The sequence below is a fragment of the Tardiphaga alba genome (assembly GCF_018279705.1).
GTDB lineage: Bacteria > Pseudomonadota > Alphaproteobacteria > Rhizobiales > Xanthobacteraceae > Tardiphaga > Tardiphaga alba.
In genome coordinates, this window is record NZ_CP036498.1 from 3059012 (window position 1) to 3076281 (window position 17270).

Genomic DNA, 17270 nt, shown 5'->3' on the forward strand with positions numbered 1-17270 from the left:
CCGCAGCTATCGCTTAGAGGTTTAGTTGTACATTCCTGCCGCTTTCCGATCGGACGACCCGGACCTCGCCTGGCAGCTTGTCGAAGATATCCGGTTCGGCTGTCTGATCAGCGGCGGACTGGGCCTGATGGCTTCGCATCTGCCATTCATGGTGGAGCGCGGCGATGCGGTTCGTCTTGTCGGGCATGTCGCGCGTGCCAATCCGCAATGGAAGGAGCTCGAGGCTTCGCCCGTGCTGGTGAACTTCCTCGGCCCCAACACGCATATCTCGCCATCCTGGTACACGACCAGCCCGCGCGCGCCGACATGGAATTATGTGGCCGTGCAGGTGCGCGGCCGCGTGCGCGTAACGGAAGATCGGGAGACGCTGCGTCGGATGGTGCTCGATCTCAGCGCGCTGATGGAGCCTGATGGCAGTCCATGGGAGGCTGCGAAGCTCGACATCGCCTATATCGACAAACTGCTGCCGGGCATTGTCGGCTTCGCGATCGAGGTGGATCACGTCGATGTTCAGCTGCGCCTGTCGCAGCAGAACAATGCGGATGATCAGCGGAAGGTCAGAGCTGCGCTTGGCGCCGGCTCATTGCGCGAGCGGCAGGTGGCGGAGACGATGACGCGTTATCTGGGACGGCTGCCGGAATAAAGCGACGCTCAGCGGCTGCGTTTGCGCTGGACGGCGGCCGCCTTGCTCCGGTTGCGGTTGTTCACCGTGGCGCGGGAGCGCGAGCGCCGCGGCGTCTCGCGGGCAGACGCCGTGTCATCAGTCGCAGAGGTGCTGGCGAATGATTGACGGAGATTGTCGAGGCTGGAGGTGAGGACGCCTACCTGCTCGGTCAGCTTCCGCGTTTCGTTCTGCTGGGCTGACAGCAGCCGCTGCATGGTCAGCAGCTGGTCCTGCACGACCTGCAACTGATCTACGGACTGTTGTTGGGTGGCTTCGATCCCCTTGGTTTTTTCGATAAGCTGTTCGGACGCCTGCGCTACGCGTGCCTGTTGCAAGCGTGAGGCGGTGAGCCGTTCGGGCTCGGGTACACTGCCGCTCCAGCTTCGCCATGCAAAGACACCGCCGATCCCCGCAAAGAGCAACACCAGCGCTACGGCCGTCACCAGCAGAGGCTGTTGGCCGATCTGCAGCAAGGCCGGCCGATCCTGCGGCCGCTCCGTCGTGATCGGCGGCGTGCGATCGAAGACATTCTGTCTGGCAGTGAATTCAGCTGGGGAATGGCTCGTTGTCATCTCGACCATAGAGCTCAAAGTCCTCTGGCAAGTGTTCGTTCCAAAGCGAACGCAGACGACGCGTAACGTGCAATATCGAACTGATACGCGGCAAAGTTCAGCGAAATTAAGTCAGAAACGAGGTGTCTGAGCTGAAGTTGTGAATACTACGCCTGTGCAACGTGTCGCCCGCCTGACCGGTCGCTGAGACGCTCGCGTCCGGAAAGACTTAGCGATCACTCGGAAGCGGTATTTCGTTGCTTGTAGCTATGCCATTGAATTATCGTCATATTTTCGCCGACTGGGTGTTCGGATTACAAACTGCCGGCGAAGGTGCTGACATACTCCTGTTACGAAGCTGAGCCATGAGAGGTCGTGATGGCCTTCGTTTCATCAGGATGCTCGTTGCTGCGGCTCGCTGATTGCTTGCGAAGGTTGATTTTTGTGGCGGCCCTGGCGGCTATGGCGTTGATCGAAGTCAATCATTCAGCGGTCTTTCCAGGTGCTCGGGCCTCCGAGGTCAAAGAACGCGAAACCGGCTCAGGCAAGATCGCGTTCGCGATCGAAGCTCAGCCGCTTGCTTCGGCACTTGAGGCCTACAGTGTCGTGTCCAGACGGCAGGTGATCTACAACGGAAACCTTGCGATCGGTCGCCAAACTGCGGCGGTCCACGGGACCTTCGATGTTGAGGAGGCATTGGGGCGGCTCCTCCAGGGGACCGGTCTCTCGCCACGCTACATGGCTGAGGATGCCTTTGTGCTGGTGCCGGCGCCGAAAGCCGCGCTGCCGACAAGTACGACGCCGGGGCCTCTCGCTGCACGCTACTATGGTTTGATGCAGACCCGGCTCCTGCAAACGCTATGCAGCGACGATGGCGTCATGCGTGAGACTGATCGACTGGCCGCAAGTTTCTGGATTGATTCAGGTGGCCAGGTCACCCGCGCCACCTTGCTGGATTCCACCGGGGACTCAGGACGCGACGCGTCAGTCTTGAAATTGCTTCGCCAAATCTCGGTTGGCGCATCACCACCTGCAGGTTTCGCTCAACCGGTCACGCTCGTGCTGTCGCCGCGGTCAGCGGCGTTTCAGCAGGAGTGCCGGTCGATGGATGCCGGCATGGTCAGCAGAGTGGGGCGATGACCGGCAACCTGTCCGAACTGCGACGGCGCTTCCTGCTGCGCTACGACGATCTGAAACTGCGCCTCACGCGTCGCCTAGGCTCGGCGGAGCTCGCGGGCGATGCCTTGCAGGACACGTGGCTGAGACTGGAAACGGCCGATGGCGCGGCGGTCGTACGCCACGCAGATTCCTACCTCTTCACGGTCGCCGTCAATATCGCACGGGATCGACGCCGGGCCGAAGCGCGGCGCCTGACCTCGAACGAGGTCGATGCGTTACTCGACGTCGCTGACGAAGCGCCGAGCCAGATCGATGTCGCCGAAGGCCGATCCGAGATTAGGGCACTGGAAGGGATTCTGCTGGAGTTGCCGCCGCGTCAGCGCGCCATTCTGCTGGCGGCCCGGCTCGACGACATGCCGCGCGCCGAGATCGCCAGGCGCTTCCGGATTTCGGTGCGGCTGGTCCAGCGTGAACTGCTTCAGGCACAAAATTACTGTGCAGGTCGCCTCAAGCGTAATTTTGATTGCACATTGGCTGTGCGGGAAACGTCATTGTTAAAGAACAATGCGGACGTGGCTGATGCCCGCTTTCCCGCCCATGATGATGAATGACGATGCCGCATCCCACCGATGATGACGATCAGCTGGCGCGCGAGGCGCATCGCTGGGTGGCGCTGCTCGTCTCTGGCGAAGCCAGCACCGAGGATGCGGAAGCGTTGCGAACCTGGCGACGGACCAGTGCTGCGCATGAACGCGCCTTTGCGCATGCGCGCAGGCGCTGGAAGGATTACGGGCAGGCCGGCCAGACCTTGCGCGAAAGCGGCCAGCTTCCGCCATGGACGCCACCGCGACCGTTGCTCAGCCGACGTGCGGTGCTGAGTGGTGCCGCCGCCGCCTGTGCCGCGGGCTATGTCGTTGCGAAACCGCCATTCGATCTGTGGCCGTCGTTGACCGAATTGGCGGCGGACTATCGGACCGGCACGGGCGAACAGCGCCGAGTCACACTGACGGGTGGTCTGTCCGTGCGCTTGAACACGCAGACCAGTCTCACGGTTGCCGACAATGCGGCTGAGGAGCTGAAGTTGATCGCCGGCGAGGCATCCTTTGTCATGCCGGCTGATGCCCAGCGTCCCCTTGCCGTCATGGCTGGCAGAGGGCGCAGCACGGCGACGAGCGGCCGTTTCGAGGTTCGCCACGTGGGCGCGTCCGTTTGCGTCACCTGTGTCGAGGGGGAGGTCCGGGTCGAACACACCGGCAAGGCAGCGGTGCTTATTGGCGGAAAGCAGGTCCGCTATGACGCGCGTGGCCTTCAGCCGGCAAGCGTCGCCGATCTGAATGTCAGCACCGCCTGGCAGGACGGCATGCTCGTGTTCCGGTTCACGCCGCTGTCCGATGTCGTCGCGGAGATCAATCGCTACCGGCCCGGCAAGGTCGTGCTGATGAGCGATGACCTCGGGGCGAGCCCGGTGAATGGCCGTTTTCGTATCCAGCGTATCGAAGACGTGTTGGTGTGGATCGAGCAGGCGTTCAACATCAAGGGGCGTTCGCTTCCCGGCGGGATCGTTCTGCTCAGCTAGCTCGTCGGTTTCGTAGACATAAAAGTTTCATAAAGATTCTTGTTCACGTAGGGGCATCCGCCGTCGTCTCCGAACTGAGTCACCGTGTCGCAGTTGCCGCTGAACATGGTCCCGATCTCTGTCGCGAGAAATGCCCATGTTCGTCCGCAATGCCGCCGTCTCCCATTCCCAGGCCCGCGCCATCGTGAGACGCCGGATTTTATGGGCGACCGTGAGCACCGTCGCGCTGAGCGTGATGCCTGCGTCGGTACATGCGCGCGCGCTTGGCGGCGGTAGCACCGGCGCGGTTTCCGCGCCGAATATTGCGGCAGATGCAGCGGCGCTGGCGGCACGGCAGGCCGCAACTGCGGTGCGACAGACCCAGGACTCCCTGTCGCGCGCGGCGCGTGCCGTACAGGACATACAGGCGGTGCAAGCGGCGGCCCGTGCGGCCGCCGCTGCGGCCCAGGTATCGCAGACACGGCCTGTGGCGGTGCCGAACGGTCTCGCGCCCGGAGGTCTGGTGCAAGGCCCGGGCAGTTGGACGAACGCCAATGGCCCCACGCAATCCATCGACAGTTCTGGTCAGACCCAGGTCAAGGTACAGCAGACGGGGCAGCAGGCGATCCTGGATTGGTCGAGTTTCAACATCGGTTCGCGCACCACGCTGACCTTCGATCAGCAGGGCAAGGCGGATTGGGTCGCGGTCAACCGCGTCAGCGCGAGCACGGCTCCGATTCAAATTCTCGGCAACATCAAGGCCGATGGCCAGGTCTATGTCATCAATCAGAGCGGCATCATCTTCGGCGGCAATAGCCAGGTGAATGTCGGCTCGCTGATCGTGGCGGCCGCGGCGATCTCGCCGGAACAGCTCAGCAAGGGACTATACTCGAACCAAAGCGGACAAGACTGGACGCCCAGCTTCACCGACGCGCTCGGCGAGGTTCGTGTCGAGGCCGGTGCGCAGATCGCCACGAAGGCGCCGACCAGCGTGACCTCCGGCGGTGGCTTTGTGATGCTGCTAGGCCAGTCCGTCGTGAATGACGGCATGATTTCAACGCCGAAAGGGCAGGCGCTGCTCGCGGCCGGTGACTCTTTTATCTTGCGTCATGGCTTCAGCACCACAGGCAACACCGCATCGACGACCCGCGGCGCCGAAGTGTCGCCGGTCATCAATGCCGGTAGCAGCAGCGGCCGGGTGGTGAATTCAGGCCTCATCTTTGCACAACAAGGCGACATCACGCTCGCCGGCCGCGACCTGCTGGTTGGTGGTGCGCTGATCTCGACGAGTTCGGTCAATACGCGCGGCACCATCCATTTGCTCAACCGGGCGTCCGATACCGCGGGCAAGATCACCTTGGCCGCCGGCAGTGTGACAGCAATTCTTCCCGAGCTCGACAGCGGCGAGACGGCGTTGGACAGTGCGCGCAACGCGCTGATCGCTGCGTCACTTGAAGCCGACAAGCTCCGCTTCGGCAGCGCAGCCGGTGTGTTCGACAATCTGTCGCGCCTCTCCGACCGGCAGGACCAGTCGCGGATCGAGATCGTCACCGGTGGCAGCGTCAGTTTCGCCGGCGGCTCCTATACGGCCGCGCAGGGCGGCCAGATTGCGGTCTCCGCGGCGAAGACGATCGACGTGGCCGATGGCGCCTTGCTCGACGTGTCCGGCGTGCGCAACGTCGCGCTGGCGATGTCGAGCAACAATATCAGGGTCAATGTGCAGGGCAACGAACTGCGCGATAGCCCGCAGAACCGCGACAACGGTGCCCTGACCAGCAACGATGTCTGGATCGATGCGCGCTATCTCACTTTCGTCGCGGCCGGCACCGGCGGCTATGCATCCGATCGTTACTATACGCCGGGCGGCCTGCTCGAAGTCGGCGGCTATCTCAACACCACCGCGCACACCATCGGCGAATGGGCCGCCATCGGCGGCAGCATCACATTGCAGGCACCTGAGCTCACTGCCCATGAGGGCGCGCGCTTCGATATTTCCGGCGGCTCGCTGGATGTTGCAGCGGGCTGGATCCGATCGACCAATCTGATCGGCAGCGATGGGCGCCGCTACAGCGTGGACAACGCGCCGGCCGACATGAAATTCGTCGGCTTTGCCGGCAGTTTTTCACGCACGCATAACATCCAGGGGAAGGTCGATGATCGGCTCACGGAAGTCTGGTTCAGCGTGTTCGATCGCGGCCGCAACTCGTTGCGCTGGGAAGAAGGCTATTCGGTCGGTCGCGACGCCGGCCGTCTGAACCTCGCGGCGCCGACCGCAAAATTCGCGGCCACCATCGTCGCCGATACGGTCACGGGTGAACAGCAGACCTCCCGCCGCAATGCCGGCGTGACCGATGGCTACAAGCTTTCGCATAATGTCGTCGCGCAAAACGGTACGCTGGCGTTGCAGATCTATGAGGGCAGCACCGGTGTACCGCGATGGACAGCACTCGACAGCGCCATCACCTTCAGCGATGCGCCGGCACCAAGCGACCGCACCGGAACGGTCTGGCTCAGCTCCGATCTGCTGACCAGCTTCAATCTCGGCGGCATCTCGGCATGGTCGACGAAGGGGATCGCCGTCGACAGTGCATTGGCAGTCGCTGCTGGCGGCGTGATCGATTTTCAGGCGGCGAACGTCACCATCGCTGCGGATGTCACGGCGCGCAGCGGCACGGTCACCATCGGCAATCTGGTGCCGGGAAGCTCGCCGCTGCTGGACGGAACCGCGAGCTCGCATATGACCTTGCGCAACGGCGCGGTGATCGACACACGCGGCGTCTGGAGCAACGCGCTGCTCGATGAAACGACCAGCCCATCCGCTGAAGCGTATATTGATGGCGGCGACGTCACCATCAGCACGACGCTCCATGTCACCCTTGAGACCGGATCGCGCATCGATGCATCAGCGGGCGGCATGGTTTCGCCGCGCGGCAAATTCAAGGGCGGCAGCGGCGGCGATATCACGCTGATCGCCAGCGCATCCAACGCATCCGGAACCGGACAACTGACACTGGGCGGCCAGCTCGTTTCGACGGGCTTCGCCAAGGGCGGTGCATTGACGCTCGACACCGGCGGCGCGGTGGTGATCGGCGGCGCTGTGCCCACGCAGCCGCAGACGCTGCATCTCGCCGCCGACTTCTTCAGCCAGGGCTTCTCCAGCTATGCCATCAACGGCCAGAAATCGCTGACCGTCGCCGCTGATGCGGCCGTCAACGTCACCAGGCCGACCTATCAGGCCACGAGCGCGCTTTATGAATTGGCGAGCGGCGGGGATGTCGCCACGGCCGCCGCGACAGTCCTGCAGCCGCTCTATCTCGACAATGCCATGAAGGGCAGCACCACGCAGCGCGCAGGCGCTGATTTGCTCCTGCGCTCCGGCGGTCGTCCGGACTTTGCTGGCACGAACAGCGCCATCACCATCGCGCAAGGTGCCAGCATCACGGTTGATCCCGGCCGCAAAGTCGAGCTGGTCAGCGCCGGGCAGATCACCGTGCTCGGCCGTATCACGGCGCATGCCGGACGCATTGAAATCCGCGACGGCAATGCGGGGTTCCCGTCGGCCGGTGTAACGTCGCCCTATACTGCCTATGATCCCGGCGCGCGCTCGATCTGGATCGGCGAGACCGCCGTGCTCGACGTGTCGGCACAAGCGCATGTGGCGCGCGACGTGCAGGGCGGTTTCTTCGGCATCGTCGCCGACGGTGGCAAGATCATCATCGGCGGCACCGGCGCGGTCGTGAAGGATTCGACGGTCCGCAACAGCGCAATCTCCCATGTGGTGATACGTTCGGGCGCGATCCTCGACGCATCGGGAACCGCGGGCGAACTGACCGTGTCCGATATCAACGGCACGCGCACGATCATGGCCGGCAGCAATGGCGGCAGCATCACGATTGCATCGCGATCGAGCATCTATATGGACGGCACGCTGCGCGCCCAGGCCGGCAGCGCCAATGCATCTGGCGGTTCGCTCTCGGTATTCTTCGAGTCGCCCTTGTTCGCGGAAACCAATGCGAGTTTCGTGCCGGCCTATATGCGCGCCGCACGCATTCTCACGATCGGGCAGAGTGCTGTCACCGGCGATCTCGCCGCGGGCGCGCGTCCGGGCGTCGCCGATCCCACCTTGGTCATCGGCCATGGACACATCACCGCCGACACGATCATGGCGTCGGGGGCCGATAGCGTCCAGCTGTGGACACGGGGTGGCATCTCGTTCGACGGCAATGTCAATCTCGCCACCGGGCGCAGCCTGACCCTCAGCCACAGCGGATTTATCACCAACACCTCGGCCGGCCAGGTGTGGAATGGCGACATCGCCAACACCACCGCAGGCGCAACGGTGCGGCTGAAGTCGGCCTATGTGGGCTTGATCGGTCTCGGCGTGCAGAAGGACACGCTCGTCTTCGCGGACATCCTGCCTGCGATGCCAGCTGGCGGTTTGCTGGAGATTTCGGCCGGGCTGATCGACCTGCAGAGCGACATCCGCTTCAAATACGCCGATACGGTGCTCGTCAGCCGCGGCGACATCCGGGTGCTCGCCACGCCGGGTGGGCTGACGACCATCGGCACCTCTGGCAACCTCACGCTCACGGCGCAGCAGGTCTACCCGGCCAGCGGCGCTTCCGCGACCTTGTTTGCGGGCATGAACAGCACCGGCACGACCATCACCGATATGAACGCTGTACTGCGCATCCTCTCCGTCGACGGCAGCCGTCCGGCCGCGCCTTATTCGGTGTTCGGCAGCCTCTCATTGACGGCGCCGACCATCCTGCAGGGCGGCGTGCTGCGCGCGCCGCTCGGCTCCATTACGCTCGGCAAGCACATCGCCAAGTCGGCGACGGATAACTTCTTCACGCGCGTCGAATTGCTGGCAGGCAGCCTGACATCGGTGAGTGCTGCCGGCCTGATCATGCCGTATGGCGGCACGACGGACGGTGTGAACTACACCGCCGACGGCGTGGCAGCCATCACGCCGGATCTGATGACCGGTGCGTTCGGCACGTCCGGTACGCGCCTGGGCGTGGCCATCAATGCCAGCGAGGTGACCAGCGCCGCCGGATCCGTGATCGATCTGTCGGGCGGCGGCACGCTGACGGGCGCGGGCTTCGTGTCCGGCCGCGGCGGCTCGGTGGACGTGCTGGTCGCAACGCTGGCCGATGCCAATCCAGCCAACCGCAAATACGGCACCGGCAATGCCGTCTATGCGCTCGTCCCCGGCGTGGTCACCGCGCCGGTCACCGGTGGCTACAACACGGCCTGGACCGGCAATGCGCCCGGTATCGGCCAGCAGGTCACGATCCCAGCGGGCGTGCCCGGCCTTGCCGCCGGCACCTATACGCTGATGCCTGCCAACTACGCGCTGTTGCCCGGCGCGTTCCGCGTCGAGATCGCGTCCAGCCATGTCACGGCGACCACGGCGCCGATCGCGCTCGCCAATGGCTCGTATCTCGCGAGCGGTATGCTGGGTATCGCCAATACGTCGATCCGCGATGCGCTGCAGACCACGCTGATCCTCACGCCCGGAAATGCCACGCGCAGTTATGCGAAGTACAACGAGCAGAACTATACCGACTTCCAGCTCGCACAGTCCGCCCGCTTCGGCACCACGCCGACACTGCTGGAGCGCGATGGCAAGTTCCTGTCCATCAGCCTGATGGCGCTCGACGGCGGCAACCCGACCAGTACGCAGCAGCGCACGCGTGACGCGCTTGTCTTTGAGGGCCGCGCGTTGTTTGCGGCGGACGACGGCGGCTATGGCGGCACGCTCAATCTCGGCGTCGTGCGCAACGTCTATGTCACTGGCTCGCAGTCGACGCTGCAGATCGTCAAGGCCGGCTCCATCGTCAACCGTACATCGATGGCGACCCCGGTGTCTGACGCCACGATCGCAGCGATCGGTGCGCCGAATATCAATATCGGCGGCGTGCTTGGACGGAAGGAAAACACGGTCGGCTGGGACTATACCCAGACGGATCAGATAGGGACCTGGAATGTCATAGTCGATAGCGGCGTGGTGCTGCGCGGCTCGCAGATCATTCTGGCGGCGCTCCGCAATATCACCATCGCATCGGGTGCGCGGGTCGATACGCTGGGCTGGGGCGTGCAGGCGCCCGACAGCAATGCCACCGGCCTGACCTATGGCGGGCCTTCGCTGGATTCCGCCAATAGCGGCAACATGGCCGCGGTCGTTGCGGTCTCGAACGGCACGATCGCCTTCAGCGCGCCCATCGGCACCGCCGGCAATGTGACCATCGGGGATGGCGCGACCCTGGTGAGCGAGGGATCGATCGGCTTCCTCGTGCCGGGCAGCCTGACGGTGAACGGAACGCCGGTTCTCGGCACCCGCAGCCTCAATCTCACAGTGCCGACCCTCAATGTCGGCACTGCCGCATCGCTGGACGCGGCGCGCGCCGCGGGAACGCTGCCGACCGGACTGGCTTTCGACCAGAGCCTGTTCGATCGCTTGCTGGCTGGCGGTGCCGGCGCGGGCGCGCCGGCATTGGAGACGCTGGTGCTCGGCGCCAGCAACTCCATCAACTTCTTCGGATCGGTGAGCCTCGACGCCATCGATCCGCTCACGGGCCGTTCACGCCTCAAGCAATTCCAGCTCAACACGCCAGCCATCTACGGCGCAGGAAGCGCGGGCGATCAGGTCCGCATCTCCGCTGATACCTTGATCTGGAACGGCTACGCCACCACCGTGGGCAATGCCACGCAGCCGTCGCCCAGCAAGACACCGGGTGCGACCACGCCTGGCGGCGCCGGTAACGGTGCCGGCACCATCACCATCGATGCAAGGCGCGTCGTGCTCGGCTTCGGCCCGAACGATCGCAGCTACTCGCAGGTCAATTACGATCGGCTGATGCTCGGCTTCTCGGCGGTCACTCTCAGCGCCAGCGAGGCGATCGTCGCCAACAACCGTGGCACGCTGGCGGTGTTCGCCTCCGGACCGAGCCCTGACAACACCTACAACAGCAAGACCTATGCCGGTGTCGGCGGTGCGCTCAATCTGGTGACGCCGCTGCTCACCGGCGATCCCGGCGCCGTGTTGTCGATCCGGGCCGGCGGCGATGTGCGTCTCACCCGGCCGGTCGGCGCATCCGAGGTCAAGCCGGCGGCGGCGCTGGGCGCCGATATCGCCATCACTGCGGGCGAATCCCTGTATCTCGACTCGACCATCTATCTGCCGAGCGGGCGCTTCTCTGGCACCGCGGGCAGCAATGTTACGCTCGGCGCCAACTCCAAACTCGATCTGTCGGGACAGGCGATTCCGATGCTCGACGTCACCAAATATTCGTGGGGCGGCGATGTCTTGCTGGAATCCCGCTTCGGCGAAATCCGGCAGATGGCTGGATCGGTGATCGACATTTCGGCGGCCAACAACGATGCCGGTTCGTTGACGCTGACAGCCACCAGCAGTTCGGGTCGGGTCATTCTGGGCGGTACGCTCAAAGCGACCGGCGTCCGTGGCGGCTCGATCGATCTGCGCGCGCGATTGATCGGCGCCTTTGTCAATACTCAGTCGGAAGACTTTGCCGCTCTCAATATCAAGCTCAGCGAGGCCGGTTTCACCGAGCGCCGCAGCTTCGTGCTCAAGCAAGGCAATCTTGTCATCGGCAATGAATTGAAGGCGCATGACATCTCGGTTTCCGTCGATGACGGCATGCTCACCGTGAACGGCAAGATCGACGCCAGCGGCGAGCGCGCCGGCAGTATCCGTCTGTGGGCGATCGATGACGTGATCCTCACCAATACCGCTGTCCTCGATGCCCATGGCACCGTGCTGCAGGTCGATAGCGACGGCAACGCCATCGCCGCCAAGAACCGTGCATTGGTGGAAGTCGGCAGCACTTATGTCGGGCTGCAGCTGGACTCGGGTGCGGTGATCGATGTGTCATCGCCCGATGGTGTTTCGCGGGGCACGTTCAACCTTTACGCACCGCGTTTCGGCGGTGGAACCAGTGCCACCGGTGCAGGTGCGCCATACAACGCCATCGGCTACGACATCCCCATCGAAATCGGGACGAACATCGATATTCGCGGCGCGCGCGAGATCGCGGTCTATGGGGAGACGACATACAAGAATGCTCCGGTCGATCCGAACACTCCCGGCACGCAGGTGATCGACAAGGCCTTCCTCGACAAGGTCGATCGGGACAGCACGGCCTTCATCAATGCTGCGCTCGCCAACAGTGATTTGATGGGTAGGCTTGCCGGCCTCACAGCCTATGGCAGCGCCTTCCATCTTCGTCCGGGCGTCACCATCGCCAGCGCCACACCCACGGGCAATCTCATTGTCAGTGGCGATATAGACCTGTCCGCTTATCGCTACGGTCCAAACGCCGAGCGCGATCCCGGATCTGCGACCTATGGCTCCGGCGAGGCTATGGGCCTCACTCTGCGCGCTGGCGGTAATCTGACAGTGCGTGGCAATCTGTCTGATGGCTATCGGACCACGGCCCAGGGGACGCCGGCCACATTCCGGCAGATCACGATCCTCAATAACAGTACCGATTTCGTCACCAATGGTACGCGCAACGTCACTCTCCCGAGTGGTACGCGAGTCAGTATTCCTTACTATCGCAATCGCAACGCGATCAGCCTCGTCACTGACTGGACCGTTCCGACGACGGACTACTACGTCTATGGTACGAGTGGGGTCACGGACAGCACCGGGAAGGTATGGTCGCCGGGATCGATCGTTCCGGCCGGAACGACGTTTTCTGTCAACCAGCTGCAACTGGTCACGGCGGAGGCGGCGAGATGGCCGACCGTGCAATACGTCACCCCGGCGCAGGCACCGCAATATTCCACACCGCTCGCCGGCGCTGCAACGCAGCTGCGCGTCGTTGCGGGCTCTGATCTGAACGCCGCCGCCGCACGCACGCTGGCCGCAGCCAGCACTTTGGCAAATCGTGGCAACATCATCCTGAACAATCCGATGAGCAATGGCAGCGTGCCGGCCCCAGCATGCTACGCACCGGTGCCGCCGATCTCGATCTTCTCGCGGGCGGCGATCTGAACCAGCTCTCGCCCTTCAACATCTCGACCTTCGGCAAGGGTGATGCGGTGCCCGCAGATCTCTTCGTCAAGACGCAGGGCGTTCTCACCGGTCATGCCTTCGTTGCGGAGTCCGGCAACTACGTGACCAGTGCCACGGTGTCGCGCTGGTACAACCAGAATGGCGTAAATTTCGCAGGCTTTGGCGCGCTTAATGGCGGCAATGTCACGCTCGAGGCCGGCGGCGATGCCGGCGTGTTGCGACCGCATGGCAGCGGCACCGCGTCGCTCGGATATGCCAGCACGGCCATCGTCGCCGGCGTTCAGGGCGGCGGCGATGTGCGCATCACCATTGGCGGCGCGCTCAATCCGCTAGGTTACGGCGGCTCGCCCGGCGGCGGCAATGACGACATGAACGGCGTGTTCAGTACCGATCGGGGCGACATCACCGTAAAGGCCGGCCGCATCGGCGTCATCCCGCTGGTTTACGGCACAAGGGAAATCAACGATCCACGTCAGGCAGACCGCCTGACCGCTGCCGCTATCGGCATGGCGGCCGGCGGCGTGATGCTGCTGCCGCGCGACGGTCATGTGTCGATTCTCAGCCGCGGCGATCTCGTCGTCGCCGGTTATGGCACATCCGGCACCAGCGCCAGACTGAACTGGAGCGACGAGACCGCGGTGTCGCTGTTCTCCGCGGGTGGCAATGTCGTGCCGATCAATGGCGACAGAGAGGGGCGGCCGAACGACAACTGGCGCAGCGATGCGCCGGGAGGCTTCCGTCAGTACCATGTGCCCGGACATTTCTCGGTGGTCGCGGCGGAGGGCAGCATTTATCTCGGTGGCCGGCCGCAGAATATCTCGACCTATCAAGACATCATCGTGCATGTCGATGCGGTGCCTGACGGCGGACTCGAATTGCTGGCCCGGAATTCGATCTACGGTGCGGCGACCCACGATACGATTCACCTGACCAACCCGGTTCGTTTCGATATCGGCGGCGGCGCCGGTTCACTCTATGACGGCGACGACACGCCGATACGGATCTACGCCGTCACCGGCGATCTGGTGAATGTCGTTCTGGGCCAGGCCCGTGTACGGCAGAACGGAAATGTCGACTATGTCGGCGCCAAGGCAGCACGCGTCATGGCCGGCCGCGACATGGTTGGTTTCGGCCTGATCACCCAAGCCCTGGACGATGGCACTCTTGGCATCCAGCCAAGTTTCATCCTGCACAACGACGCCAACGACGTGTCGGTTATCTCGGCCGGCCGCAACATGTACTACACGAATGTGGAAATCGCCGGTCCCGGTACGCTGGAAGTCACCGCGGGCGGTGACATCTATCAGGGCTACAAAGGCGGCATCGCCTCGCTCGGCCCGATCGCGCCGGGCGACAACCGGCCGGGTGCATCCATCGCGGTGATGGCGGGGCAGGCACAGCGGGCGCGCGCTACGACAATCTGCTGGTCTATCTCGATCCCGCCAATCTTGCAGTGTCCGGCACACCGCTGGCGGATCAGGTCGGCAAGGTGGCGAAGACCTATGAAAGCGAGTTGCGCAAGTGGCTGCAGGATCGCTACGGCTTTGCCACCACCGACGATACGCAAGCCCGCAGCTACTTCGCCGCATTGGCGCCGGAGCAGCAGCACATCTTCCTGCGCAAGGTCTATTATGCCGAGCTGAAAGCCGGCGGGCGCGAATATAACGATGCGACGAGCAGCCGCTTCGGTTCCTATCTGCGCGGCCGTCAGGCCATCGCGGCGCTGTTCCCGGAGGGTAACGCCTATCGCGGCGATCTCGTGATGTTCAGCGGCATCGAAGGCAGCGGTGCCAATGCCACGCGCTACGACTCCGGCATCCGGACGTTGTTCGGCGGCAACATCCAGATCATGACGCCGGGCGGTCAGCAGGTGATCGGGGTCGAAGGCGTCACGCCGGGCGCCAAGTCCGGTCTGGTGACGCAGGGGCAGGGCGATATCCAGCTCTATGCGGAGGGTTCGATCCTGCTCGGCCAGTCGCGCATCATGACGACGTTTGGTGGCGATATCCTGGCCTGGTCGGCCAGCGGCGACATCAATGCCGGCCGAGGCTCGAAGACATCGGTGCTGTATACGCCGCCGAAACGGGTCTATGACAAATATGGTCGTGTCACGCTATCGCCGCAGGTGCCGGCCACCGGTGCGGGTATCGCGACGCTTAATCCAATCCCGGAAGTGCCGGCGGGCGACATCGATCTGATCGCACCTGAAGGCACCATTGATGCGGGTGAGGCGGGCATCCGCGTCTCGGGCAATATCAACCTGGCGGCTCTGCAGGTACTGAATGCGGCGAACATTCAGGTGCAGGGCACCGCGTCGGGTATCCCGACAGTACAGGCGCCAAGCATCACCGCGGCGCTCTCCACCTCTAATGCGGCGGCGGCCACGCAGCAGACCGCCACGCCAAACCAGGGCAGCGGCAATGATCGACCGTCGGTGATCATCGTCGAAGTGCTCGGCTACGGCGGCGGCAACGATGGTGAGGACGAAGAGCGCCGCGACAAGCGACGCAGCGACGACCGCGCCAGCTACAATCCGAACAGTGCGTTGAAATTGATCGGCAACGGCGCGCTGAGCAATGAGCAGAGGCAGAATCTGACTGAAAGCGAGCGAAGGAATTTCGATCAGATCGGTCTGTAATTCCCGGAGTATCGCTGGCAGAGCATCCCTTTTCATTGCCGGGCTCTGCCAGCCAGTTCAACCAATCGCCGAGCGGCCCACTCGGCAATCCTTTAGCCGGCGTTTGACCAGGCAAAGGTTCCATAGTTGCTCATTAAGCAGCCTGGTCGCTGCTGCTTGCGTCATGAGGTATTGTTCGATCTCGCCGCTGAAAGACCACGTCGTAATCGACTGGCAAGCATTCAAGCTCTGGGGAATTCGAGCAAATGCGAGTTGTGGAGTTGTCCTAACGGCACCGCATTGTAGTCTACGATGCGAGCCCGTCACCACCGGTCAAATGGACGACGCATTGTCGTCCGGCGGGATCGATCTGGCAATGGGATACTGTCCCAATCTGAACGCTCTCGGAATCATGAGCGAAAAGCTATTCCTGCATTCATTGTTCTGTCTCGTCCGCGCCAACCATCCGCAGGTGAGATCGTCTCACGTAACGCTCGACACATTACTCGAATTGCAGCATGCCGTCGTTCATTCGGTAGGTCGCAGTAATGAACTCTTCGAGACGCTTCTGCGAACCAGGAAATTGCGAAGGAAGGTGACGCTTCTGTCATCTCACGTTTTGTCCTTGTCCGCGATCATCGCATCTGCCGACTTGATCGTAACGGTTCCGCGGTCGCTCGCCGAGTATTACGTCGGCATCGACAACCTTCGCATGGTTGAGCCACCGATCAATATTCAGCCTTACGAAATCAGTCAGTTCTGCCATGGGAGATTCGACGGCGACCCGGCCGTCAAATGGCTTCGGACGTACGTCGCAAATCTGCATCAGGAAAAGCGGTCGCGGTCACGCGCCGCATCCGGAAAGGGCGCCCGATCGTAGCGAACTGTTCGCCAAAGCTAATTTAGTCGGGGCGTCGCGACGAGGGATCGAATGGCGAGTTTGAACAGTTCGCTTTGCGATGAGATGCCAAGCTTATCGTAGGCGCGCTTCCGATAGGTCAGGGTCGATTGGAGGCTTACGCCCAGTTCGGAAGAGATGCCTTCCGAAGTTAAGCCGCTGAGTATGCGAAGACAGACTTCGCGCTCCCGCTTTGTGAGACGGAGCAGCGGTTCGTGAGTCGTGAAGGCGTCTTCTAGGAGCACAAACGGATCGGACCGATTTGCGGCCTCTGCACGGCAATGTTGGGCGACCGCCGACACGATGCCAGGCGCGGCCTTGCCGAGAGCCTCCCTTTGCTCACTATTGAAACGTCCTTGTGGGAGCGAGCGATACAAGTTGACGTAGTAGCAGGTGTCGTCGATCCACACCGCGGCTGCGAACTTGTCCACGATGGCGGATTCATCGAAGAACAGGCGGCGATACCGATCATTGTACATACGACGTGCAAAGGTGGGCAGGATTATCGATGTTTCGTCCGAACGCGCTTCAAATAACGCATCGCGGTTCGGGTCGGACAAGTGGAAATGTTCGGAATAGGCTGATCCGAGATCGGGGCCGATCGCAATATTTCCAAGGTCAAGAGCGCACCGGGTCGAGCGTTCTCCTTCCAGCGCGAATACCATACAGTGCCCCACGTCCGCTGTGCGCCGCAACATATCGAGAAGCGATCGCCCGAATTCGGGGTGACCGATTGACAGCCCTACATGCGTGCATTCGTCACGGGTGGGACGATCGTGCAATCGATCCGCCATGGCTTCCTCCGATTTATATTTTTTCCAGT

General features: G+C 62.9%; 10 protein-coding genes. 8 read left to right on the plus strand and 2 right to left on the minus strand.

Translation table 11 applies throughout. From position 1 onward, the window contains the following. Positions 1-25 precede the first annotated feature (25 nt). Positions 26-643 carry an FMN-binding negative transcriptional regulator gene (locus tag RPMA_RS14520; RefSeq protein WP_211907964.1) on the plus strand — a complete coding sequence of 206 codons (618 nt, stop codon included), beginning with the start codon at positions 26-28 and terminating at the stop codon, positions 641-643. Positions 644-651: 8 nt separating this feature from the next. Here the strand turns inward: RPMA_RS14520 and RPMA_RS14525 are convergent, their stop codons facing one another. Further along, positions 652-1137, minus strand: a complete 486-nt coding sequence (locus RPMA_RS14525) for a hypothetical protein (RefSeq protein ID WP_249225187.1) — start codon at positions 1135-1137, stop codon at positions 652-654. Between the two features lie 456 nt (positions 1138-1593). Between RPMA_RS14525 and RPMA_RS14530 the strand changes: the two genes are divergently transcribed. The 7 genes from RPMA_RS14530 (at position 1594) to RPMA_RS14555 (ending at position 16429) form a co-directional block, all read left to right on the plus strand. Next, positions 1594-2355 carry a TonB family protein gene (locus RPMA_RS14530; protein WP_211907966.1) on the plus strand — a complete coding sequence of 254 codons (762 nt, stop codon included), beginning with the start codon at positions 1594-1596 and terminating at the stop codon, positions 2353-2355. Then, positions 2352-2945: an RNA polymerase sigma factor gene (locus tag RPMA_RS14535; protein WP_211907968.1), complete on the plus strand. Its 594-nt coding sequence runs from the start codon at positions 2352-2354 to the stop codon at positions 2943-2945. The genes RPMA_RS14530 and RPMA_RS14535 overlap by 4 nt, the downstream gene beginning before the upstream one ends. Further along, a complete protein-coding gene (locus RPMA_RS14540; RefSeq protein WP_211907970.1) occupies positions 2942-3910 on the plus strand; it encodes a FecR family protein in 969 nt (322 codons plus the stop codon). Before RPMA_RS14535 ends, RPMA_RS14540 begins: the two co-directional genes overlap by 4 nt. Before the next feature lie 136 nt (positions 3911-4046). Beyond that, complete coding sequence (locus tag RPMA_RS14545) at positions 4047-12911, plus strand: two-partner secretion domain-containing protein (protein ID WP_211907972.1); 8865 nt, start codon at positions 4047-4049, stop codon at positions 12909-12911. Continuing rightward, positions 12860-14575, plus strand: coding sequence for a hypothetical protein (locus RPMA_RS28005; protein WP_249225188.1), 1716 nt, complete (start codon positions 12860-12862; stop codon positions 14573-14575). The genes RPMA_RS14545 and RPMA_RS28005 overlap by 52 nt, the downstream gene beginning before the upstream one ends. 341 nt (positions 14576-14916) lie before the next feature. Next, entirely contained in the window at positions 14917-15570 is a 654-nt protein-coding gene (locus RPMA_RS28010) for a filamentous haemagglutinin family protein (protein WP_249225726.1), read from the plus strand. A 316-nt stretch (positions 15571-15886) separates the two neighbouring features. After that, complete coding sequence (locus tag RPMA_RS14555; RefSeq protein WP_249225189.1) at positions 15887-16429, plus strand: LysR substrate-binding domain-containing protein; 543 nt, start codon at positions 15887-15889, stop codon at positions 16427-16429. A 17-nt stretch (positions 16430-16446) separates the two neighbouring features. Here the strand turns inward: RPMA_RS14555 and RPMA_RS14560 are convergent, their stop codons facing one another. After that, complete coding sequence (locus RPMA_RS14560; RefSeq protein WP_211907978.1) at positions 16447-17241, minus strand: helix-turn-helix transcriptional regulator; 795 nt, start codon at positions 17239-17241, stop codon at positions 16447-16449. Positions 17242-17270 lie beyond the last annotated feature (29 nt).